This is a genomic window from Flavobacteriaceae bacterium GSB9 (assembly GCA_022749295.1).
GTDB lineage: Bacteria > Bacteroidota > Bacteroidia > Flavobacteriales > Flavobacteriaceae > Flavisericum.
The window spans coordinates 1045314-1066454 of the sequence record CP062007.1 but is presented as its reverse complement, the minus strand read 5'-3'; the positions used below and the strand labels follow the sequence as shown (position 1 = coordinate 1066454).

At 36.1% G+C, this 21141-nt stretch carries 18 protein-coding genes; 9 read left to right on the top strand and 9 right to left on the bottom strand.

The annotated features are described in order from the left end of the window. Positions 1 to 35: 35 nt before the first annotated feature. The 6 genes from GSB9_00902 (at position 36) to GSB9_00897 (ending at position 11476) form a co-directional block, all read left to right on the top strand. Positions 36 to 2342 (top strand): glycoside hydrolase family 65 protein, encoded by a 2307-nt coding sequence (locus tag GSB9_00902; protein ID UKM64355.1) that lies wholly within the window; start codon positions 36 to 38, stop codon positions 2340 to 2342. 14 nt (positions 2343 to 2356) lie between these two features. Next, positions 2357 to 4468 (top strand): glycoside hydrolase family 97 protein, encoded by a 2112-nt coding sequence (locus GSB9_00901; protein UKM64354.2) that lies wholly within the window; start codon positions 2357 to 2359, stop codon positions 4466 to 4468. A 108-nt stretch (positions 4469 to 4576) separates the two neighbouring features. Further along, positions 4577 to 6451 carry a glycoside hydrolase family 13 protein gene (locus GSB9_00900; GenBank protein UKM64353.2) on the top strand — a complete coding sequence of 625 codons (1875 nt, stop codon included), beginning with the start codon at positions 4577 to 4579 and terminating at the stop codon, positions 6449 to 6451. Further along, on the top strand, positions 6451 to 8376 hold the full coding sequence (locus GSB9_00899; protein UKM64352.1) for an alpha-amylase family glycosyl hydrolase: 1926 nt from the start codon (positions 6451 to 6453) through the stop codon (positions 8374 to 8376). The genes GSB9_00900 and GSB9_00899 overlap by 1 nt, the downstream gene beginning before the upstream one ends. Positions 8377 to 8386: 10 nt before the next feature. Further along, positions 8387 to 9790, top strand: a complete 1404-nt coding sequence (locus tag GSB9_00898; protein UKM64351.1) for an alpha-amylase family glycosyl hydrolase — start codon at positions 8387 to 8389, stop codon at positions 9788 to 9790. 24 nt (positions 9791 to 9814) lie between these two features. Further along, positions 9815 to 11476: an alpha-amylase family glycosyl hydrolase gene (locus tag GSB9_00897; protein ID UKM64350.1), complete on the top strand. Its 1662-nt coding sequence runs from the start codon at positions 9815 to 9817 to the stop codon at positions 11474 to 11476. A gap of 35 nt (positions 11477 to 11511) precedes the next feature. Here the strand turns inward: GSB9_00897 and GSB9_00896 are convergent, their stop codons facing one another. The 9 genes from GSB9_00896 to GSB9_00888 form a co-directional block, all read right to left on the bottom strand. Then, positions 11512 to 11964 (bottom strand): pyridoxamine 5'-phosphate oxidase family protein, encoded by a 453-nt coding sequence (locus tag GSB9_00896; protein UKM64349.1) that lies wholly within the window; start codon positions 11962 to 11964, stop codon positions 11512 to 11514. Between the two features lie 190 nt (positions 11965 to 12154). Next, a complete protein-coding gene (locus tag GSB9_00895) occupies positions 12155 to 12742 on the bottom strand; it encodes a CDP-alcohol phosphatidyltransferase family protein (GenBank protein ID UKM64348.1) in 588 nt (195 codons plus the stop codon). Positions 12743 to 12759: 17 nt separating this feature from the next. Then, positions 12760 to 13056 (bottom strand): chaperone modulator CbpM, encoded by a 297-nt coding sequence (locus GSB9_00894; protein ID UKM64347.1) that lies wholly within the window; start codon positions 13054 to 13056, stop codon positions 12760 to 12762. Positions 13057 to 13058: 2 nt separating this feature from the next. Next, the gene (locus GSB9_00893) at positions 13059 to 13946 is read right to left on the bottom strand and encodes a J domain-containing protein (protein UKM64346.1); all 888 of its coding nucleotides are present in this window, start codon (positions 13944 to 13946) and stop codon (positions 13059 to 13061) included. 72 nt (positions 13947 to 14018) lie between these two features. Then, positions 14019 to 14693, bottom strand: coding sequence for an ABC transporter ATP-binding protein (locus GSB9_00892; GenBank protein ID UKM64345.1), 675 nt, complete (start codon positions 14691 to 14693; stop codon positions 14019 to 14021). Position 14694: 1 nt separating this feature from the next. Continuing rightward, the gene (locus GSB9_00891; GenBank protein UKM64344.1) at positions 14695 to 15957 is read right to left on the bottom strand and encodes an FtsX-like permease family protein; all 1263 of its coding nucleotides are present in this window, start codon (positions 15955 to 15957) and stop codon (positions 14695 to 14697) included. After that, the gene (locus tag GSB9_00890) at positions 15954 to 17036 is read right to left on the bottom strand and encodes an HlyD family efflux transporter periplasmic adaptor subunit (protein UKM64343.1); all 1083 of its coding nucleotides are present in this window, start codon (positions 17034 to 17036) and stop codon (positions 15954 to 15956) included. The genes GSB9_00891 and GSB9_00890 overlap by 4 nt, the downstream gene beginning before the upstream one ends. 27 nt (positions 17037 to 17063) lie before the next feature. After that, entirely contained in the window at positions 17064 to 17762 is a 699-nt protein-coding gene (gene deoD / locus GSB9_00889) for a purine-nucleoside phosphorylase (protein ID UKM64342.1), read from the bottom strand. Between the two features lie 27 nt (positions 17763 to 17789). Then, positions 17790 to 18194, bottom strand: a complete 405-nt coding sequence (locus GSB9_00888; protein ID UKM64341.1) for a hypothetical protein — start codon at positions 18192 to 18194, stop codon at positions 17790 to 17792. Positions 18195 to 18543: 349 nt separating this feature from the next. Here GSB9_00888 and GSB9_00887 point away from each other — a divergent pair, with 349 nt between their 5' ends. From GSB9_00887 to GSB9_00885, 3 genes are read left to right on the top strand one after another with little or no spacing between them, the layout of a single operon-like run. Beyond that, positions 18544 to 19389: a universal stress protein gene (locus tag GSB9_00887; protein UKM64340.1), complete on the top strand. Its 846-nt coding sequence runs from the start codon at positions 18544 to 18546 to the stop codon at positions 19387 to 19389. A gap of 10 nt (positions 19390 to 19399) precedes the next feature. Next, positions 19400 to 20230 (top strand): universal stress protein, encoded by an 831-nt coding sequence (locus GSB9_00886; protein ID UKM64339.1) that lies wholly within the window; start codon positions 19400 to 19402, stop codon positions 20228 to 20230. 56 nt (positions 20231 to 20286) lie between these two features. After that, positions 20287 to 21141 carry a universal stress protein gene (locus tag GSB9_00885; GenBank protein ID UKM64338.1) on the top strand — a complete coding sequence of 285 codons (855 nt, stop codon included), beginning with the start codon at positions 20287 to 20289 and terminating at the stop codon, positions 21139 to 21141.

Genomic DNA, 21141 nt, shown 5'->3' with positions numbered 1-21141 from the left:
ATTTTTCAAAAATAGACTTTCATATCCTAAAAAATATGAATCAAGATTATATAAAACCAGACAACTGGTCTATCATAGAGGAAGGTTTTGACACAAAGCGTGTAAAGTCTTCCGAAAGCCTTTTTAGCATCGGTAATGGTGCCATGGGGCAGCGAGCCAATTTTGAAGAACAATATTCTGGCGATACGTTTCAAGGAAGTTACATCGCTGGAATTTATTACCCTGATAAAACCCGTGTTGGCTGGTGGAAAAACGGGTACCCCGAATATTTTGCCAAAGTGTTGAATGCACCTAATTGGATTGGTGTTAACGTTACGGTTAATGGTGAAATACTGGATTTATTTACGGCAAAAGAAGTAGAAGGATTTCGCAGGGAATTGAATATGAAGGAAGGTTGGCTATCCAGAAGTTTTACGGCAACACTTCAAAATGAAACAAAAATACAGGTTGAGGTTTTACGGTTTTTGAGTTTGGATTTAGATGAATTGGGAGCCATAAAATATAGTGTCACGGCTATAAATAATGATGCTGAGATTGAATTTCAACCTTATTTAGATAGTGGAATTACAAACGAAGATACCAATTGGGACGATCAATTTTGGAGCACTACAAACATAGAAACATCCAAAAATCAAGCGTTTATAGAAGCGCATACCATGAAAACCAATTTTCATACCTGCACATTTATGGAAACGAGCGTTTTTATTGAAGCAGACCAACAAAACATAAAACCCGAACAAACAACAACTCAAACCTTAGCCGCCTATAATTACAATTTGAAGATTGAAAAGGGGCAAACGGCGACCTTAATCAAGTTTGGAGGCTATACGGTTAGTAGAAATCACAAGAAGTCTAAACTTATTGATGCCGCAAAAGCCGTTTTAGCAAAAGCAAATGATATAGGATTTTCTGGTCTGTTAAATAATCAAAAACAGGCCTGGGCTAATATTTGGAATATGTCCGATATCACAATTGAAGGTGATGTTAAGGCTCAACAAGGCATTCGTTTTAATATCTTCCAGTTAAACCAAACGTATTTGGGTAAAGATTCCAGATTAAACATAGGCCCCAAAGGATTTACTGGCGAAAAATATGGCGGTAGCACTTATTGGGATACCGAGGCTTATTGCATTCCGTTTTATATGGCTACAAAAGACCAAAATGTAGCAAGAAACCTTTTGGAATACCGTTACAGCCATCTAAATAAAGCCATTGAAAATGCTAAAAATTTAGGGTTTAGAAATGGTGCAGCACTATTTCCCATGGTTACCATGAATGGCGAAGAGTGCCATAACGAATGGGAAATCACTTTTGAAGAAATACACCGAAACGGTGCCATAGCCTTTGCTATTTACAATTATTGTCGCTACACTGGTGATTACAGTTATATTCCTGAAAAAGGACTTGAAGTTTTAATTGGTGTCGCACGATTTTGGCATCAACGGGCCAATTTTTCAACTAAGAAGAATCAATACGTCATTTTGGGAGTAACTGGGCCAAATGAGTACGAAAACAACGTAAATAACAATTGGTATACCAACTATTTGGCCAAATGGTGCATTAATTATGCGATTGAAAGTATCAGTAAAATAGAGGAAGATTATGCTTCAGATTTTACGAGAATAATGAACAAAGTAAAGCTTTCAACTTTAGAACTGGCCGAATGGAAAGCAGTTGCCGATAATATGTACTTTCCATTTTCAGAAAAACATCAAGTTTACTTGCAGCAAGATGGGTTTTTAGATAAGGAGCTCATTACGGTTTCTAGTTTAGATAAAAAACAGAGACCCATAAACCAAAAGTGGAGTTGGGATAGAATTTTGCGTTCACCCTATATAAAGCAAGCCGATGTGCTTCAGGGATTTTACTTTTTTGAAGACCAATTTACGAATGAAGAACTAAAACGCCATTTTGATTTTTACGAGCCCTTTACCGTGCATGAAAGTTCGCTTTCGCCTTGTGTTCATAGCATACAGGCAGCTAAATTAAATAGGATGGAGCAGGCCTATAAATTCTATTTGCGTACTTCTCGTTTAGATTTAGACGATTACAACAAAGAAGTGCACGAAGGCCTTCATATAACCAGTATGGCCGGAACTTGGATGAGCATCGTAGAAGGCTTTGGCGGTATGCGCATTCAGGATAATCAATTGGCATTCAATCCAAAAATACCAAAAGAATGGAAGGCATTTTCGTTTAAAGTGAATTTTAGAAACCAAATTCTAAAAGTACAGGTTTGCCATGCCGATACTAAGTTTGAATTGGAAGGGGATAAAGAATTACAGATTTTAGTCAATAACGAACCCATAAACCTTACCCCGAATTGTTTGCTAACGGTATAATAAAGAATAAAAAAATGAAAATAATAAAATTAATTATTGCACTTGTATTAACTGTGTCTATTGCAAGTGCACAGGAGTTAGTATCGCCAAATGGCAACTTAATCATGCAATTTTCGTTAGATGCTGGCGGTATGCCCACCTATAGTTTAGCATATAAAGGAAAACCGGTTATAAAAACCAGTAAATTAGGTTTTTACTTAAAAAATGACGAAAAATCGTTATTGGATGATTTCAAGGTGTCACAAACCGAATCAGCAACTTTTAATGAAACTTGGCAACCTGTTTGGGGAGAAGAAAAAAAAATCTTAAATCACTATAACGAGTTGGCTGTTTCATTGTTGCAAAATGAAACAGAGCGCAAAATGCTGGTACGTTTCCGGTTGTTTAATGATGGTTTAGGGTTTCGCTACGAATTTCCAAAACAGGAAAAGCTCGTTTACTTTGTTATAAAAGAAGAAAGAACACAGTTTGCCATGACGGGCGACCATAAGGCTTTTTGGCTTCCGGGAGATTATGATACACAAGAATACGATTATACGGAGTCTAAACTATCCGAGATTCGAGAAAAATTCGATACAGCAGTAACCCATAACGAATCGCAGGAACAATTTTCAAAAACGGGTGTTCAAACAGCCTTGATGATGAAAACAGAAGATGGCCTGTATATCAATTTGCATGAGGCTGCACTTGTTGATTATTCTTGTATGCATCTTAATTTGGATGATGAAAATTTTGTTTTCGAATCGCATTTAACGCCAGACGCAGTAGGCGATAAGGGGTATATGCAAGCACCATGTAATACGCCATGGCGAACCATTATGGTTAGCGACGATGCTCGTGACATACTAGCTTCACGAATAACTTTAAATTTAAATGAACCTTGTGAAATTGAAGATACATCATGGATAAAACCTGTAAAGTATATGGGTGTTTGGTGGGAAATGATTACAGGAAAAAGTACTTGGGCCTACACCGACGAGCTGCCAGCAGTACAATTGGGGGTTACCGATTATTCTGAAATAGAGCCTAATGGAAAGCACGCCGCTAATACTGCACAGGTTAAGCAGTACATCGATTTTGCTTCAAAACATGGTTTTGATGCACTTTTAGTAGAGGGCTGGAATGAAGGTTGGGAAGATTGGATAGGTAAATCAAAAGATTATGTTTTCGATTTTGTCACACCTTACCCAGATTTTGATGTAGTTGAGGTACGAGAATATGCAAAATCAAAAGGTGTTAAAATAATTATGCACCACGAAACATCTGGTTCCATTAGAAATTATGAACGCCACTTAGATAGCGCCTATCAATTTATGAAAGACAATGGATACGATGCAGTAAAAAGTGGTTATGTGGGTGATATTTTGCCTAGAGGTGAACGGCATTATAGTCAGTGGGTAGTTAATCATTATCAATATGCAATAGAAAAGGCGGCCCACTATCAAATTATGGTCAACGCCCATGAGGCGGTAAGGCCAACGGGGATTTGTAGAACGTATCCCAATTTAATAGGTAACGAGTCAGCTAGGGGAACCGAATTTCAAGCCTTTGGAGGGTCTAAGCCCAACCATGTTACGGTATTGCCATTTACTCGTTTAATAGGTGGACCTATGGACTATACGCCAGGTATTTTCGAAATGGACATAAGCAAGTTAAACCCAAAAAACAATTCACATGTTAATAGCACGATAGCCAATCAATTGGCACTTTATGTTACCATGTACAGTCCTTTGCAAATGGCTGCCGATTTGCCTGAACATTATGAACAGTTTATGGATGCTTTTCAGTTTATAAAAGACGTTGCTGTAGATTGGGATAAAAGTATTTACCTGGAGGCAGAACCTGGGTATTACCTTACCGTAGCCAGAAAAGAAAAAGGCTCCGAGAATTGGTTTGTGGGTAATGTTAATGGTAATGAAGCAAGAACTTCAAATATTATACTCGACTTTTTGGATGCGGGTAAAACCTATAAAGCCACTATTTATGCTGATGGTAAAGATGCGCATTACAAAACCAATCCGCAGGCTTACACTGTCAAAAGCAAAATAGTAACCAATAAATCGAAACTTTCGCAATGGTCTGCTCCTGGTGGCGGCTATGCTATTTGCATTGAAGAAATGAAATAATATACCACCATGATTTATTTAAAAAGACATAATAAGCATTACAAGCTTCTTATTTTTATTATAATGGCTGTATTTACTTTAAATTTAGCCTGCAAAAACAAGAGCGAAATGGGAAATAATAAGGTTCAAACCAACGCATCAATAGAGGAGCGTCATGATATTGAGCGTATTGAGCCATCCAATTGGTGGATAGGTTTTAAAAACAAAAATCTGCAACTTTTGGTGAAGCATCCTAGTATTTCGGAATATACTCCCGAGATGTCATATAAAGGTGTTTCGTTGTTAAAAATTAACAAAGCAGACAGTCCCAATTATTTGTTTCTTGATTTGAATATTTCCGAACAGGCTTCAGCAGGAAAATTTAATATCGTCTTTAAGCACGAACACAAGGAAGAGCTCGTTCAAACATATGAATTAAAATCAAGGGACAGGCCCGCAGTAGATTATATCGGTTTTGACAGTAGTGATGCCATTTATTTAATCACGCCAGACCGTTTTGCCAACGGAAACCCTGATAACGACATTATAGAATCGCTTAACGAAAAAACCATCGACAGAAACGATAATTATGCCAGGCATGGCGGGGATATTCAAGGCATAATAAACCATTTGGATTATATTGAAAATTTAGGGTTTACTGCCATTTGGCCAACCCCCTTGCTTACAAACAACATGTACCACGGTTCCTATCACGGTTATGCTATGACTGATTTTTATCAAATAGACCCGCGTTTTGGTACCTTGGAGGATTACCTCGAATTATCATCAAAAATGACCAATAGAGGAATGAAACTCATAATGGATCAAGTTGCCAATCATTGTGGAATTGAGCATTGGTGGATGAAAGACTTACCGTTTAAAGATTGGATTAACCATCAAGATAACTATCTGGAGAATTTAGAAAAGTGGGAAGCCAGTAAAAGCATTACAACGAACCACAGGCGTACCACCAACCAAGATATTTATGCTTCAAAAATTGATAAAGATAATATGAGTCAAGGTTGGTTTGTACCTGTTATGCCAGACATGAACCAACGTAACCCCTTCATGGCGACTTACACCACTCAAAACAGTATTTGGTGGATTGAAACTGCTAAATTGGGAGGTATAAGGCAAGATACTTATCCGTATCCCGATAAAGATTTTATGAGTAATTGGGCTGGGGAAATTATGAATGAGTACCCTAACTTCAGTATTGTAGGAGAAGAATGGACAACAAACCCGTTACTCATTGCATATTGGCAGCAAGGCAACCCCAATAGAGATGGTTATAATTCCAATTTAAAATCACCCATGGATTTTGCCATGCAAGACGTTATCGCAAAAGGATTAAACGATGAAGAGGGGTGGAGTTCTGGTTTTGTAGAAATTTACAAGGGACTTGCCAACGATTTTGCCTATGTATCTCCGAAAGATATTATGGTTTTTCCAGACAATCATGATATGAGCAGGATATTCACCCAACTGCACGGTAATATTGAAAACACAAAAATGGCTTTGAGCTATATCTTGATGATGCCGCGAATCCCACAAATTTATTACGGCACCGAAATTTTGATGGAAGATTTTGATAACCCGGGAGACCACGGTTTAGTAAGAAGTGATTTTCCTGGTGGTTGGGAAGGTGACAAAATAAATGCGTTTACGGGGGAAGGTATAAGCGATTCCCAAAAAGACATGCAATTGTTCTTAAAGAAAATATTAAACTACAGAAAAACAAGCCGAGCCATACACGAAGGTAAAACAGTGCATTTTGTTCCAGAAAATGGTATTTATGTATTGTTTAGGGTGATGAATGATGAAACCGTTGTATTAATCCTGAATAAAAATAAAGACGAGGTGGAATTGGATTTGAGTCGTTTTGATGAACTTAAATTAAATAACATAACGGTAAAAAATATTATTACCGGAAATCAATTTAAATGGAGTGATAGTTTGCTCCTTTCAGAGAAAGGAAGTGTTATTCTTACCACAAAAATCTGATGAAAAATTCTAAAAATATAAGTTTTTTATCTCAGTGTAAGGGGGTAAATAAGTTTCTGCGGTTATTGTTGGTCTTTTTGCTTGCCACATCTTTCGCATGTAAAAAAGGGAATGAACCCAGGAAACAAGTAGAACCTAAAAGTGTTGACCTTCCTAAAAAGCAGGTCGTTTATCAAGTGTTTACACGTTTGTTTGGTAACACCAATACTACCAACAAACCCTGGGGAACCATCGAAGAAAATGGGATCGGAAAATTCAATGACTTTACAAAAAAAGCATTAAAAGAAATAAGGGATTTGGGCGCTACCCATATTTGGTATACGGGAGTGCCGCATCATGCCGTAATTCGTGACTATACAGAATATGGCATATCAAATGACGACCCCGATGTCGTGAAAGGTCGGGCTGGATCACCATATGCAGTTAAGGACTATTACAACGTAAACCCAGACTTGGCAGTAAATATTGAAAATCGGTTGGGGGAATTTCAGGATTTAATCGAACGCACCCATCAAGCAGGACTAAAGGTTATAATTGATATTGTACCCAACCACGTGGCCCGAAATTATAAAAGTAAGTCTAAACCAAACGCCGTTAAAGATTTTGGTGAAGCTGATGATACCACGATTGCTTACAGTCCAAACAATAATTTTTATTACAATCCGGGAGAAACTTTTAAGGTGCCCGAATGGGAAAACGGTTACTCGCCTTTAGGAAATGAAAAGCATCCTTTGGAAGATGGCAAGTTTTTAGAAAACCCTGCTAAATGGACGGGCAATGGCTCGCGGTTATCAAAACCAAAAATGGATGATTGGTACGAAACGGTTAAAATAAATTATGGTGTTGCACCTGATGGTAAAAAAGATTTCGAATCACTTCCCGAAGGCTTTGAAAACGAAGACTACAAAACGCATTTTGAGTTTTGGCAAGATAAAACCGTTCCGGACTCTTGGGTGAAATTCAAAGACATTGCCTTGTATTGGCTAGAAATGGGAGTAGATGGCTTCCGTTATGATATGGCAGAAATGGTGCCGGTGGAATTTTGGAGTTACCTGAATTCGGCAATAAAAGTAAAAAACTCCAATGCTTTTTTATTGGCAGAGGTTTACAATCCGAAACTGTATCGCGATTACATTAAAAAAGGGAAAATGGACTATCTGTATGATAAAGTTCAACTTTACGATACCATAAAAAACATTATAAAAGGCCACGGAAAGACTGATAATATTCCGCAAATTTTAGATGATTTAAAGGACATAGAGCACCACATGTTGCATTTTCTGGAAAACCATGATGAGCAACGATTGGCGAGCCCAGATTTCGCAGGTAAAGCTGAAAAAGGAAAACCGGCAATGGTGGTTTCGGCCACCCTATCAACATCGCCAACCATGATATATTTTGGGCAGGAAGTAGGTGAGGACGGCTCAGAAGATCCAGGTTTTGGAGCCCCAACACGTACATCAATTTTCGATTATGTGGGCGTGCCAGCACACCAGCGGTGGGTAAATAACAAACAATTTGATGGTGGGCAGTCTACCGAAAGAGAAAGTTCTCTAAGAGATTTTTACAAACGCTTGTTAAATTTCACTATTAATAGCGATGCTTTAATGGGAAACTATGCTGGCATTCACCTTTATAACCGGAAAAATTCTAAAAATTATAATGACAAAGTATTGTCTTTTGTTCGTTGGAGCGATAGTGAAAAGCTACTTGTAGTTTCAAATTTTGATGCTGAAAATAATCAAGAATTCCAATTGAAAATACCTTCAGATATTATTGCAAAATGGAATGCTGCAGATGGAAAATATAAACTTGAAGATCAACTTTATAATCAATATAATACCGAATTATTTGTGGAAAATGGAGTAGCTAGTGTAGCTATTCAATTAAAACCATTGGAATCTTTTATCTTGAAACTAAACTAATTCAAAAGCTATGTGTAAGATTTATTTTTTTATTGGAACACTTTTTTTAATACTGGCATGTAAAGAAGAAAATAAAAAAACATTAGAAGTTTCTATCAAAACTGAAAAAGAAGATGTATATACTCCGAAGGAATACGTAAAAATTAAACATCCAGAATGGTGTAAAAATGCCTCGATCTACCAGTTAAATACTAGGCAGTTTTCACAGGAGGGTACATTTAAATCTGCCCAAACCCAACTGCGAAGGTTAAAAGAATTAGGAGTTGATATTATTTGGTTAATGCCTATTCATGCCATAGGGGAGAAAAATCGAAAAGGTAGTTTGGGTAGCCCATATGCTGTAAAAGATTATTATAGTGTAAACCCTGAATTTGGCACCTTAAAAGACCTTAAAGATTTTGTTAATGAAGCACACGATCTAGGAATGTATGTTATTTTAGATTGGGTCGCCAACCATACATCTTGGGATAATGTTTTAGTTGACAAACATCCTGAATGGTATAAACGTGATTACAAAGGTGATTTTAGACCCACCCCGTGGTGGGATTGGGATGATATAATCGATTTGGATTATTCAAAACCAGGTTTAAGAAAATATATGACTGAAGCTTTCAAATACTGGGTGAAAGAGGTAGATATTGATGGATATAGATGTGATGTGGCAGGTTTCGTTCCTATTGATTTTTGGAATAATCTTCGCAAGGAATTGGACGCAATTAAACCTGTTTTTATGCTTGCAGAATGGGAAGCACGCGATTTGCATGCAGAAGCATTTGATATGTCTTATGCTTGGGACTGGAATGAAAAACTGCACAATATATGCATGGGTAAAGCAGATGTAAATCAACTTTTTATATACTATTCGTGGAATGAAAGTTTTTTTCCTGAAAATTCTATTCGAATGACATTTGTAAGCAATCATGACAAAAATTCTTGGGAAGGCACCATGTGGGAGCAATTCGGTGAGGGTTTGGAAGCCTCAATAGTATTATCCGTTGTGGGTGATGGCATGCCTTTAATATATAATGGTCAAGAAGCAGGTAATACAAAACGTTTGGAATTTTTTGAGAAAGATCCAATTAAATGGAAAGAACATCCAATAGGAGATTTATATTCTAAACTATTTAAACTAATGAAAAATAATACGGCGTTGTGGCATGCCAAATGGGGCGCTACAATGATAAAGGTTCCCAATGATAAACCTAAGGATATTCTTAGCTTCGTTCGTGAAAATGATAAGGATAAAGTATTTGCTGTATTCAACTTTTCTAATGAAAAGCTTTCGGTTCAATTTCAAGAAACGCTTTATCACGATAGCTATATTGATTTTGAAAGCAACACTGCTGTTACCTTGGATAATAAAACAAGCTTATCATTGGACCCTTGGGGATACAAAGTATATATAAAAGAATAGGTAGATTATTATAACAATTTAGAAATGAAATATAGTATACTCATCGCTTTAATAGGATTGTTTTTTTTAGGATGTAATAAAAAAAGAGAGTCCAATGATGTTGAAGAAAAAATAGAGATTCCATTTGTTTGGGAAGGAGCCAATATCTATTTCATGCTGACCGACCGTTTCAACAATGGCGATATTTCCAACGATATCAACTTTAATAGAACAAAGAAAACAGGGAAACTGCGCGGTTTTGAGGGTGGCGATATTAAAGGAGTGACCCTAAAAATAAAGGAAGGCTATTTTACAGACTTAGGCATTAACGCTATTTGGATGACGCCCATCGTGGAGCAAATACATGGAGCTACAGACGAAGGAACGGGGTTAACCTATGCTTATCACGGTTATTGGACCAGAGATTGGACAGCCATAGACCCCAATTTTGGAACAAAGGCAGATTTACATGAGCTGGTGGAAGCTGCGCACGAAAAGGGAATACGTGTTTTATTGGATGCCGTTATTAACCACACTGGTCCTGTTACGGAAATTGATCCCGTTTGGCCAAAGGAATGGGTGCGCACCGAGCCGCCATGTAATTACAAATCTTTTGAAAACACCGTAACTTGCACACTGGTTGAAAACCTGCCAGACATAAGAACGGAAAGTAACGAAGTAGTGGATTTGCCGCCGCAATTAATTAAAAAATGGAAAAATGAAGGACGCTATGATAAAGAATTATCCGAACTCAACGCATTTTTTAAGCGAACAAATTATCCACGAGCACCACGTTTTTATATCATGAAATGGCTAACCGATTATATTGCTGAATTTGGTATTGACGGATATCGGGTCGATACGGTTAAACATACTGAGCCTTATGTTTGGCAAGAATTTAAAGATGTGTGCGATTTTGCTTTTGCCGAATACAAAAAGGAAAATCCAGAAAAGGTATTAGACGATAATGATTTTTATTTAGTAGGTGAAGTGTATAATTATGGTATTTCGGCAGAAAAGTCTTTTGATTTTGGAGACAAAAAAGTAAACTATTTTGATGATGCTTTCAATAGTTTAATAAACTTTGAAATGAAGTGGAATGCGGCTCAGCAGTCCTTGGAAACTATGTTTGAGAGGTATTCTTATGTGCTGCATAACGAGTTGGATGGTTTTGGTCTTCTAAATTATTTAAGCTCGCATGATGATGGTCAACCATTTGATGAGAACCGTGAAAAGTCTTTTGAAACGGCAACCAAACTATTATTGTGTCCTGGCGCGTCGCAGGTTTATTATGGCGATGAATCAGCTAGAAAATTAACAGTTGAAAGTGCTCAGGGAGATGCCAATCTGCGCTCGAAGATGAATTGGAACGCAATTCATGAAAATGAAAAAACAAAATCTGTTTTAAGACATTGGCAAAAACTGGGTCGGTTTCGCGCAAAACACCCAGCTGTTGGAGCCGGAACCCATCAAATCTTAAACGAAAGCCCTTACGTGTTTTCAAGAAGTTTTAAAAAAGATAATTATATCGACAATATTGTGATTGGTTTAAGTTTGCCAAAAGGAGTGAAAAAGATAGATGTTTCAAAAGTATTTGCAGAGGGAAAAGTGCTTTTAGATGCTTATTCTAATTTGACTTTTAAAGTAATCGAAGGGCATGTTAATATAGATTCACCTTATGAAATTGTTTTGTTGGAGGCGAATTAATGCCACAAAATTTATGTTCTCTATATGTTTGGCAATTAGCCCCTAGATTTACCAGTAATTTCCTCGATGTTAATCCTGTAAACAATAGGTTGCGATTCTGGGTGTGTTTTATCTGAAAATTGAGGGATAAAATGATAGTCTTTCTGCTCTTGTTCTGAAATCAAGTCTTTTACAGCAAGTGCAAATTGATGCAGTTCATACTTGGCATCTGGACCTTTAAGTTCTTCGTAAGTACCGTGAACCAAAACGGTTTCCCAATGGTCAATGGATAAAATATTTGCCACTTCTAAGGCAACTGATTTGTTTGATTCAAAAGCTTTTGTTTTATGACCTTCGCCCGTGTAACCAATAATAGCGTTGCTTTTTTTATCGTAGTAATAGGTTATTGGAACCACAAAAGGTGAGTTTCCATACACATAGGCCAAATGCCCAATGTAGTTGTTGGCTAGTATTTTTATACATTCCGTTTTACTTATGCTTTTTATCATGATTTCTATTGTATTTGGTTAGTACAAGGTTATGCTGACGAAATCAGCGGCCTTAGGGGTTGTATATTAAAAAAAGGTATACTGGAGCTGTTGTCCCTTCTTAGAATATCATGATTAAAACTCCTAAATCAACAGTAAATTTATTGTAAGTTGCACGTTAAATAAATGATATTGATCAGTTAGTATAATTTTACTGTTGTTTTTTGTACCGTTTATCTTTTAACGCCCAATAAATACCTTTTACATCAGAAACCCATTTTTGGTGCATAAAAATTAAAGTGATTTCTTCGATGGTTTCTAATATACCAATGACTATCATAATGTAAAAAAGTATGTATTCAGGAGAAAAGAACAGCGACCATAAAATAAATATGCTCTGAATGACTGCAGATGTTTTGGCAAGATAAGTGTGGAATGCTGTTGCTTTTCCATATTTAATGTAAGCTATTAGCATTTGCACGATATATGGGATGAAGGCAATGATGATTAAGGTCGAATTGGTTTTAATAAAATCGGTTTCAAAGTATAGAAGTCCTGCCAAACCAATTATTAAGGTCATTTGGTCTCCAAAGGAATCAAGTTGCGAACCCCGAGCGCTGGTAATATTTAATTTTCTGGCCAAAAAGCCATCAATGGCATCGGTAGCATAACTAATGGCTAGCAAACAGGCAAAAACCAAACGCCAATCTAAGAGAATAAAAACAAACAAAATTGGTGCAGCAATTATCCTGTAAAACGAAAACCAATCGGCAATATTGAAGTTTTTAAAAGTAAGCATAAATGGTTTGGCTATTTTTATAAATCTTCATACAATCGAAGTCTGTTGTGTAAGTTTCGAATTTCTTGTTTCAGTTCTTCTACTTGGCCTAATAAGTTATAGATGGCATCAATCCCTTCTAAATTAATATCGAGGTCGTAGTGCAAACGCGCCATCTTTTCTACTTCTGTCAACTGGGTTTTATGAATGTAACACTCTTCGCTTTCAACGGTCAATTCTATCAGTTCAAATTCCTGCAACGTATTTAAAAAGGAAGCAGGAATATTGTAATGCTTGCAAATTAATTTTATGGGTATTAAATCTCTTGTTTCCATCTTTAACGTTGTTTTTGTAGCTCCTTGATTAATTCTTTTTCTTTGTTAGAAAGTCTTGTGGGTATTTTTAGCTGATAGGTGATGTACAAATCTCCAAATTGTCCTTCTTTTTTATAAACGGGAAAGCCTTTGCCTTTTAGTTTTACCGTAGTGCCATTTTGGGTTTCTGGTTTTATGTTTAGTTTTACTTTTCCATCAAAAGTATCGACCAATAATTCGCCACCTAGGAGGGCTTTGTAAACATCTAAATCGACGTTGGTGTAAAGGTTGGCTTTATCTCTTTTGAATTTTGAGTGGTTTAGTATTGAAAACTGAATGTACAGATCGCCATTGGGACCACCGTTGATGCCTTTTCCGCCGTGTCCCTTTATTTTAATGACTTGTCCGTTTTCAACACCGGCAGGAATAGTTATCCTAATGTTTTTGTCGTTAACTGTTAAAGTGCGTTTGTGAGTGGTATACACATCCTTAAGGTCTAGTTGGAGTTCGGCGTTAAAATCCTGTCCTCTAAATTTTACCTGCCTGCCACTAGTACCGCCCGCTGCACTACCAAACATATTTTCGAAAAAATCGGAGAAATCTTCGGCCGAATAGCCACCAGAAGAACTTTGGTAACTTCTTTGTTGTTGTCCTTGCTGTTGTTTGGCTTTTTCAAAATCTTCGGCATGTTCCCAGTGTTCGCCGTACTGGTCGTATTTTTTACGGTTTTCGGCATTGCCCAAAACTTCGTTAGCTTCATTGATTTCCTTGAATTTTTTTTCGGCAACTGCATCATTAGGGTTGAGGTCGGGGTGGTACTTTCTGGCCAATTTTCGGTATGCCTTTTTTATATCGTTTTCCGAAGCATCTTTAGGAATACCCAATATTTTGTAATAGTCTATAAAAGCCATTTTATATGTGTTTTAGCAGTAAGTTAATGTCCATATAAGATAAAAAAAATGACATAAATCATGATGTAATAATCAAACTAAAATTTTGCCATCGGCCATATCTATAATGCGGTCTGTTTTATTGGCGAAATCTTCGTCGTGTGTAACAATCAATAGCGACAAACCTTGCTCTTCACAGAGCTGTTTAAAAATATTGAAAACGTTTTTGGAGTTGTGGCTGTCAAGGTTTCCAGTGGGTTCGTCGCCCATAATAATTGATGGGTTGTTGATTAATGCCCGAGCAATGGCAATGCGTTGTTTTTCACCGCCAGAAACTCTTGAGGCTCGTTTTTTTGCCAAATGTTGAATGTCCAGTATTCTAAGTTTTTCGTAGGCATCGTGCTCTATTTCTTCAACTGTTTTTTCAGCCAGTTTTTTTGCTGGTAGCATTACGTTTTCTAAAACCGAAAATTCAGATAATAAATAATGAAACTGAAAAACGAAACCGATATGTTTGTTTCTAATATGCGAAAGATGGTCTTTATTTTGCCCAGAAACGAGTTGGTTGTTTAAAAAGAGTTCACCTTCATAATTGGTATCCATGGTTGAGAGAATATAGAGAAGAGTAGATTTTCCACAGCCAGACTTACCCATAATAGAAGCAAATTCCCCTTTTTTAACTTTAAAAGTAACGTCTTTTAAAACATGGAATAATACCGGTTTCTTAAAGTATTTATTGATATGTCTGGCTTCTAAAACAATACTCATACTACTGGCCTCTTATTATTTTTACAGGATCTATTCGTTTTGCTTTTTTGGCAGGCAAGTAGCCAGCCAAAAATGTTGAAAGCATGGCAAACGCAAACCCAATAATAAAAAATACTGGATTTAAATTTATGGGGTAGGTTTCAACGGTTGGTAAGGCTTCAGTTTTAAAAGGGATATGGTCGATAATGTTAACTAAAATAAAGCCAATTATTAAGCCTAAAACTCCACCAACAAAACCAATAATCATAGCTTGGCTCATAAAGATATATTGAACATCTTTTCCAGAAAAACCTGTGGCTTTCAAGATGGCTATATCATTCATTTTTTCATAAATGAGCATATTTAAAATATTATAAATGCCAAAACCAGCTACTATAAGTAAGGTTATTGAAACGGCGTAAGTAATAAGATTTCTAATGGTTGTGCCCGTTTCGAATTGGGCATTGGCCGTTTTTATGTCAATGGCCGTTAAATTGAATTGTTGTTCAATTGTTTTTGATAACGGAACCGCTTGTTCAATATCAAATAGCTTTACGTTTATATCGGTCACATAATTATTAGCTTTGCCTAAAATACGTTGTACCGTTTTGATGTCTGTAAAGCTTTGGATGGCATCTAAATCGGCTATGCCACTTTGGTAAAACCCAACTATTTTTAGAGGGAAAACCCCGCCATTTATAGGGCTTACTTGTACACGGTCACCAACTTTTAGCGACATTTTTTTTGCAATACCAATACCGAGTAAAATACCGTTTTCTGTAGTCTCCAGTGCTTCTGCCGAGCCTTGTATGATATAGTCACCCATGTTGAACAATCTGGCTTCATCAATGGGGTTTATTCCTGTTAGGTTACCACCGAGCTCTATTGACCCGGCCATATAGAAAATTTGTGTTTTTATTTGTGGAAGCGCTCCACGAACTTTAGGGTCTTTTTTTAAATATTGTATTATAGGCAGCGCATTGTGGATTTTCTTTTGTGTTAATTTAGGCTTAACCGAATGCACTACATTAAAGCTCCCACTTGTGTGTTTGTAAAGGGAAATAGGTTGTTTTTCAGAGGGTTCAATCTCGTTGTAAATGTGAATATGAGGTGTTTGGTTAAGTATTAAATTGTCGAGCATAGCGTTTAAGCCCGTCATAAAACAAACTAAAGTAATATAAGCCCCAATACCAAAAGTGACGCCTAGGGCAGCTGTGGCCGTTTGCTTTATTTTGGTCAGCAAATGGGTTTTGGCGATGCTTAATATTACAGTCCAATTTATCATTGATTTGGTTTGTAAATAGGGGTGTCTTTTGTTATTCCGGAGCGTATTTCGATGTGTTCCATGTTTTGCAAACCAGTAGTTACTGCTGTTAGCCCGTTATCAGTTTGTACTTTGTCACCATCAATCAAATAGATTTTAGGTATTGTTAAAACACTATCTTTTTCGGCTATGATTAAATTGGCTTCACCAGATAGCCCAGGATATAAAACTTGGGGAGCATCTTCAAAAACAGCTTCAACTTTAAAGGTTTGGTTGCGCTCATCTTTTTTCGGAAATATTTTTGATACTGTTCCCTTAAAAACCTTTTCGGGGTATGCATCTAAGTGAATGACGACTTTTTGTTCTTTTAAAATCCGTACAATATCAACTTCATCAACCAACATTTCTATTACAAAATTGTTGGCGCTACCAACAGTGGCTAAAGGTTCCATTGTGGTGACAATTTCGCCAGGTTCTTTGTAAAGGGCGTACACTTTACCATTGATTTTACTTTTTATTGTAAAATCCCTTGTAGCAATTAATGCTGTTTTATAGTTGTTTTCGGCTTGATTTACGGCTATTTCCAGTTCGTGCCTTGTTCTGTTGTATTTGTTCTGTAAAAGGCTCAAATTATTTAAAGCTAATTCGTAATTGAGTTTTTGGGAGTCGTAAGCTGATTTCGATCCTATTTTTTGTTCCCAAAGTCGTTTTTGTCTAAAATAATTAATGGAGTCGTTAGTGTATTTTAGCTTAGCCGCAATGATTTCTTCTTTAATACTGCTTAAGATGGCTGAACTGCCAGAGTAATTTTCTTTTGAAAGATCTAAAGCTAGTTTCGCATTTTTAGCATTGAGTTCTGGGGTGTTATTGATAATTTGAATAAGTGGTTCACCTTTTGAAACCATAAGGCCTTCTTCTACCAAATTATTATCTAAAATACCCGAGACGATAGCATAAACCTGATATAAGCTATCGGGTTGGATGGTTACCGAAGAATAAACAGATTCTGTTAAATTCCTTATTTCTGGCATCCTTTTATCCTGATTGTTTGAACAGGATATGGCTAAAAAAAGTAATATTGAAAGTCTGAAAAACTTCATATGATGAATAATTGTTTATAGAATTGGCTAAACTGAGTTTAGAGCGATTTCTATCATAGTCTTAAAGGATCTTTCCCTTTCATTGGCAGTGGTGCTTTTATTGGTAAACAAAGAATCTGAAACGGTTAAAATAGATAAGGCCTTTACGTTGAATTTTGCAGCAATAGTGTAGAGCCCGGCAGTTTCCATTTCAACACAAAGTACACCGAATTCAGCCCATTTTTTATAGGCTTCTTTGTCGTCTTCGTAAAATTCATCAGCTGTTAACACATTACCGGCTTTAATTGGAATGTTGTGTTCTTTGGCGTAAAGCGCTGCTTTTAAAAATAAATCGAAATTTGCCGTTGGGGAATAATCGGCATTTATAAACCGTGAGTTGTTAATGCCCGAGGTTGATGAAGCCGCCATGGCAATTACAATATCACGTAATTTAATGTTTTTTTGATAAGATCCTGCGGATCCAACCCGAATAAGGTTTTTAACGCCATAATCTTTAATAAGCTCATGACAATAAATTAGTGCCGATGGTACGCCCATACCTGTACCCTGCACAGAAACCCTTTTGCCGTTATAAAATCCCGTAAATCCCAACATGCCGCGCACTTTGTTATAACATTTATAATTTTGTAAATAGGTTTCGGCAATCCATTTGGCACGCAAAGGGTCACCAGGCAATAAAATCGACTCAGCAATATCTTCTTTTTGGGCTTCTATGTGTATGCTCATGGACTTTAAAGGATTTTTTGTTGGTGTTTACTTCTTTAGCTCTATTTCGAGTTTTGCCAACATAATTAATTCTGATTTGTTTAAACTTGAAAATGAATTTGCAATGGCGCTTGCGGTTTTTAAAATAAGGTTTATAATGTCTTCACTAAACAGATTGGTATTGTTTTTTTTATAAGTGATAAAATCATTAAAGTAGTGATTTGGGTCATGGTCTTCTTTGCTGATTAAAGCATCAAAACTTTTTTCAATTTGTTTTTTTATTGTTTCATATGGTTTGCTGTTATTGTTTGGTTTTGGCCATTCATTATTTATAAACGTTTTTAATGCATCAATTTCCACTTGTTGTACATGCCCATCGCTGGCTGCTATAGCGTAAAAAAGTTTAGCAAGGTTTTGTGAAAGGCTTGCATAAAGATGTGTTTCAGTTTTCATTGTTGGCCAAAATTCAATAGAATAAAATTACACAATTTATTACTATGGGTTTATGATATAAATCAGTCAATATCAACTCTGAATGCCATTTTTCCCATTTAAGTGTTTTTAAAAGTTACACCTAAATAGTTTCAATAAAATCACTCACTTAATTTTCAAAAGTGACGAATGTCATTTCTCAAGCGATAAAAATTACGTAAGTTATGGGACAATAAAATCAAGGTATGAGATACAAATTGTTGCCTAAATACTCTTCAGTCAGATTCTGGCGTGTTATCAATTTTTAGAAATATTCCATGTTTTTATGACTGAAAATTTAAGAGGCGTTAACCGTTAAAAAATTAGAGTCATGAAAAACATATTACTTCCCACAGATTTTTCAGATAATTCATGGAATGCCATAGAATACGCTTTAAAGCTTTTTAAGGATGAACCATGCAAATTCTATTTACTACATACGTACACACCGGCGGTTTACCATGTGGAGTATGTGTTGGTTAGCCCTGCTCAATTTGGTTTGGGCGATGCCATTAGGGAAAACGTACTTAATCAGTTAAAAACCCTTGAGGAAAAAATAAAAACAACTTTTAAAAATCCTCAACACATTTTTGAACGTATTGCCGCATTCAACACCTTAATACTAGAGATAAAAGATATTGTTCAAGAAAAAGCTATAGATTATGTGGTAATGGGCACCAAGGGGGCATCGGGCGTTAAGGAAGTTTTGATGGGGTCTAATACTGTGCATGTTATTAAAAATGTTAAGTGTCCCATTATCGCCATACCAGATGCTTTTGATTTTGAGAGGCCTAGCGAAATTTTGTTTCCAACAGATTATGAGATTGTTTATAAAGACCATCATTTAAAGCCATTGGTAGATATTGTTTCAATGTATAATTCTAGGGTTAACATCTTAAATGCTTCTTACGGTTATGATTTGTCTGATATTCAAAAAGAAAACAAAGACATTCTGGAGAACTACTTTTCTAAAAGTGCACATTTATATCACAGTGTAAGCAACCAAGATGTTACCGAGGCCATAACCAATTTTCAGTTGAAAACTAAAGTAAATTTGTTGGTTATGATTAACAATAAGCACTCCTTTTTCGAGAATTTGTTTTTCAAGTCGACCATTAACCATATTGGGTTTCATTTAAATATTCCCTTTTTGGTAATCCCAGCAAAAAACACTTAACACGCTAACCATGTTACGTAAAATATTATTACCAACAGATTTTTCAGATAATGCATGGAATGCAGTCGTCTACGCACTTAAATTTTTTAAGGATGTTGAATGTCAGTTTTATTTTTTGAATTCAACTTACATTAAGGTTTCTATGCTTTCAAACCTTTCAAACAGATTATTGAAAAGCATGAAGGACGACGCCATGAAAGAATTGATGGCTTTAAAAACCTTAGCCGAAACCTGTGATGCCAATTCAAATCACGATTTTCAAATCATACTCAGTAGTCGGTCTTTAAAGGAATCCGTTAAGAATGTCGTCACGGAAAAGGATATAGATTTAGTTGTTATGGGAACTCAAGGAGCCACTGGGGCTAAAGAATTTTTCTTTGGCACTAACACCATTCAAGTGATTAAAAACTTAAAGTACTGTCCTGTTTTGATTGTTCCTGAAGACTACGATTTTGTTGAACCTTTGCAAATAGCCTTTCCAACAGATTATAATAGATTTTATAGAGAAAATGAACTTGACCCCATACGGCAATTTGCTGATTTATATGATTCTAAAATCAGGATTGTACACATTTACGATAGGGAAGAACTCAGCAAGATTCAAAACTATAATTTAACAATGTTGCAAAGCTATTTGGACGATTACGAACACAGCTTGCATTGGATGCCAAAATATGCGCAAAAAGCAGTAGAAATTAATGACTTTATTGAAGAATTGGGGGTTGATGTTTTGGCTATGGTAAATTACAGGCACAGTTTTATTGAAAAGATACTTAGAGAACCAGTAATTAAAAAGATTGGGTTTAAAACTAAAATTCCATTTTTGGTCATTCCCGAATAGGGTTAAGCGGTTCTAAAAAGTTGGTGTAGATATTTAAATAGTAAATAAAAAACATCATGAAACGTAAAATATTGTTACCCACAGATTTTTCCAAAAACGCATGGCACGCTATAAATTATGCTGTGGAGCTCTTTAAAAAAGAACACTGTGTTTTTTATATCGTAAATGTATTTTCTGGTTTTGGCGATGTTATTAGTAATTTAATTAACATGGAACCAGGCAGTGAAGTGTATGAAACAGCTAAGCTGGAGTCCGAAAATGGTTTGGCCAAAACTCTAGACATGCTGGCTTTTAAAGATCACAACAACCAAAAACACCATTTTGAAACCATTTCGATTTACAACAATGTGTTAGAAGCCATTAAAAATGTGGTAGAAGAGAAGGATATAGAAATGATTGTTATGGGAACAAAAGGTAAAAGCACATCACAATCTGGAATGTTTGGTAGTGTAGCTATTGAGGTTATGGAGAAAGTTAGAAACTGCCCAGCTATAGTCGTTCCGGAGGAGGCCAAGCATAATTTGCCTAAAGAAATAGTTTTTCCAACCAGTTTCAAAACCCATTTTAAAAGAAGGGAACTCAGCTATTTGGTCGATTTAGCATTAAACTGTAATGCGGTAATTAGATTTTTGCATGTTTCAAAAGAAGAGTGGTTGAGCGAAAAACAAGAAAATAATAAAACCCTTTTAAAGGAGTATTTTAACCGGGTGCCCCATTCATTTCATACACTGAGTAATACAGAAATACCTGTTGCCATAAAATGTTTTGTAGAAAGCCGAGATAGCGATATGGTCGCCTTTGTTAATAGGAAGCATAGCTTTTTTGAAAGTATTTTGACGCATCCGTTGGTTAAGGATATTGGAAGCAATTCCAAAGTTCCTATTTTGGTTATGCACGATTTAAGAAATTAA